Source organism: Oscillibacter sp. CU971 (assembly GCF_905219725.1).
Taxonomy (GTDB): Bacteria; Bacillota; Clostridia; order Oscillospirales; family Oscillospiraceae; genus Oscillibacter.
On record NZ_CAJMXG010000282.1, the window covers coordinates 1 to 3,266 of the forward strand.

General features: G+C 53.9%; 3 protein-coding genes and 2 tRNA genes. 3 read left to right on the plus strand and 2 right to left on the minus strand.

The genetic code is table 11. The features are described 5' to 3' along the window. From JX325_RS14080 to JX325_RS14090, 3 genes are all read left to right on the plus strand, one after another. Positions 1-356: DUF6809 family protein (locus JX325_RS14080; protein ID WP_307819279.1), on the plus strand; the 356-nt coding region annotated here is incomplete at its 5' end. Between the two features lie 3 nt (positions 357-359). Next, positions 360-1,565 carry a site-specific integrase gene (locus JX325_RS14085; RefSeq protein WP_204791722.1) on the plus strand — a complete coding sequence of 402 codons (1,206 nt, stop codon included), beginning with the start codon at positions 360-362 and terminating at the stop codon, positions 1,563-1,565. Further along, entirely contained in the window at positions 1,523-2,944 is a 1,422-nt protein-coding gene (locus tag JX325_RS14090; protein WP_204791723.1) for a site-specific integrase, read from the plus strand. The genes JX325_RS14085 and JX325_RS14090 overlap by 43 nt, the downstream gene beginning before the upstream one ends. Before the next feature lie 164 nt (positions 2,945-3,108). Here JX325_RS14090 and JX325_RS14095 read toward each other — a convergent pair. Together JX325_RS14095 and JX325_RS14100 are read right to left on the minus strand one after the other, a co-directional pair. Continuing rightward, a tRNA-Thr gene (locus JX325_RS14095) sits at positions 3,109-3,184 on the minus strand. 5 nt (positions 3,185-3,189) lie between these two features. Further along, positions 3,190-3,266 (minus strand) — tRNA-Asp (locus JX325_RS14100).

The window sequence follows — 3,266 nt, forward strand, 5'->3', positions numbered from 1 at the left end:
GTAGTAGCTATCTTCCGCAAAGTGTGGTATGTGTTGGTGTTGCAAAGGAGGCAGTAGATATGAGAACGACTCTGGAAGATCTCTACTACGGTAACATCACACCCAACGAACAGCAGATGACACCTGACTCAGAGCTGGAAAAAGCGGTAGCTCGTGTCACCAAATATGAAAATCAGCTCATGGAACAGCTGGAGGAAATCGATCAGGAGACTCTTACAAAACTCATCCGGTCACAGCATGAGATCAACAGTATCACAGCAACCGAGAATTTCATCTTGGGCTTTCGGCTGGGCGTCAGGATCATGGCTGAGTGTATGGATGATAACGACGGTGATATTCGGACTGGAGGTGAGTAACAAATGGCAAAGCGCAGACCGTCCGGTGACGGCATGGTGCGCAAACGTGATGACGGCCGCTGGGAGGGTCGCATCGTAGTAGGCCACAAGGAAAATGGCGATTCCATATTCCTCTACGTCTACGCTGATAATCAAAAGGAGTTGACCGCAAAGCTCCGCCAGAATATCGATGCCTATCAGGGTATCGACCTGACGGAGCAGAGCAGGATGACTCTTGGGGAGTGGCTGGATCAATGGCTGGAGCAAATGGCGGTCACCCTCCGACCTGGCACACTGGAACACTATCGCCGGGATATGGAAAACCACGTGAAGCCCCACCTGGGAGCAAAACCGCTCACTCAGTTGACCGCAGCTGACCTCCTAAAACTCTATGATACCTTGAAGCAGAATGGCAGAGTGAAACCTCGCCCCGGTCTGAATCTTGGACTCTCCAGTACCACTGTCCACGGAATCCATACCACGCTTCACCATGCGCTCAAAGCGGCGAGAGATCAGGGGCTCATTCCTGTCAATCCCGCTGATGAGGTGGAACCGCCCAAGGTAATTCACCAGCCTATGAAGATTCTAACCGAGGAACAACTGAATATTTTCCTGACAGCGATCAAAGCCGATGAATTCTGGTATGACTTCTTCTACACTGAGTTGACCACCGGTCTGCGCAGAGGTGAGATCTGCGGCCTCATGTGGACCGACCTCGATGAGCGTAGCGGCACCCTGAAGGTCTGCCGTACTCTTCATCGGGAAAAGGGCGGTAGGCTGGTGGCAGGAGATACCAAGACCTACGCCGGCACACGGAAGATCGTCCTGCCGCCCAGCACAGCGGAGCTGTTGAAAGATCGAAAGCGGAAATCTTTCTCTCCCTGGATCTTTCACGATCCACTTCGGCCTGAGGCCCCTATGAATCCCGACAGTGCCTACCGACAGCTGAAGAAATTTCTGGCGGAGGCTGGACTGCCAAATATCCGCTTCCACGACCTCAGACACACATTCTCAACTCATGCGCTNTNCAGCGGTGTGGATGCCAAAACCCTGGCTGGAATCCTTGGCCACACCAAAGCGTCCTTCACTCTGGATACCTATACCCACACCACCGGCGATATGCAGAAGCGTGCCGCTGACATTGTCGGCGGCTTTCTGACTGATTACCTTGGAGAGGAGATGAAACCGTGGCAAAACGCAGAAAGCGCGGGGACGGCGGCGTCAGCCTGAGAAAAGACGGCCGCTGGGAGGGGAGGGTAGTCGTCGGCTACGACGATAAAGGCCTCCCCGTCACCAAAAATGTTCTGGCAAAGACCAAGTCGGACTGTATCGCAAAACTCAGGGCACTGAGGGACAGCATCCAGGCTCCTGCTCCCGAACAGCCTAAACCTGGAATCCTCCTGGGGGATTGGCTGGATCTCTGGTATCAAACCTACAAGAAATCCAATCTTCGGCCCAACACCCAAATGTCTTACGAACGCCGCATCTACCAGCACATCACCCCAGCCCTGGGAAACATCCAAATGGACAAGCTGACCACCAACGACATCCAGCAGTTCTACGCTAAACTCAAGCAGGGCGGCAGACTGCTCCGGTCTGAATTATATGGTGAAGGACTGTCCGACCAGACTGTTCGGGGCATCCACACCACCCTCCATGCCGCACTGGACAAGGCCGTTGCGGAAAAGCTCCTCTTCCGCAATCCCGCCGATGGCTGCCGTCTCCCCTCCGCCAAAGCCAGAGAAATGCAGGTGCTTTCTCCGGAGGAAATCCAACGTCTGCTGATCCAAGCCAAAGAGGACAGTTGCTTCGAGCTTCTCCTGTTGGAGCTCTCCACTGGACTGCGGCGGGGCGAGATATGCGCCCTCCAATGGGATGACCTCAACCTCCGCACTGGGGAACTCCGAGTACAGCGACAGGTTCATCGGATAAAGAGCAAGCTGGTGGCCTCTCCACCCAAAACCAAGGCCGGTAACCGTAGCGTGGTCCTCCCCACGCCTGTGCTGAATGTCCTTAAGGCTTATAAGGAAACTATCAGCTCTCGGTGGATGTTTCCCTCCCCGGTCAGCGAGGACTCACCCAGAGACCCAGCCGCAGTTCGCAAAAGATTACAGACCGTTCTGGAACGGGCAGAATGTAAGAAAATCAGATTTCACGATCTCAGGCACACATTTTCTACCACTGCCCTGGAGCATGGGATGGATATCAAGACCCTGTCCACTATTATCGGCCATGTCTCCAGTAGCACCACACTGAACATCTACGCTCACGTTACCGATGAGATGCGCCGTACAGCGGCGGTAAAAATCAACCAGGGTATCGGAAAAACTGAGCTACAAGCAGAGAGTCAGTTAGCACCTCGGAAGCCTGTTCTCAGTACATTCCAGGCCCACAAAGGCCAGAGGCGTAAAGCGGGGACCGGATGCGTCACTCAGATCAACGATAAGCTCTGGGAAGGACGCTACTCTCCTATCTGGCCGGATGGCAAAAGACACCCTCGGAACATCTACGCTCACAGTGAGGAAGAGTGTGAAAAACTGCTGGCAGAGATGATCGTAGAAATGAAAGCGGAAATCGCCGCTGAAAGAGTGCGTCTGAAAGCAGGCTGACAAAAATCTACGGCTCACCGAGTGGGATATCCTCTCGGTGAGCCGTTTTTCTCTGTCTGTGGCTGGTTGTGTGGTCAAATCCAAATCCAGAAATTCAAACCAGCAGAAAAAGTTCTGAAACATAAGAAAAATCCAGCCTTTCCCGCAGGGAAAGCTGGACTTTCTGGAGCTGCTGGGCGGATTCGAACCGCCGACCTCATCCTTACCAAGGATGCGCTCTACCGACTGAGCTACAGCAGCAAATATGGCGACCCGGAACGGGCTCGAACCGTCGACCTCTAGCGTGACAGGCTAGCGTTCTAACCAACTGAACTACCGGGCC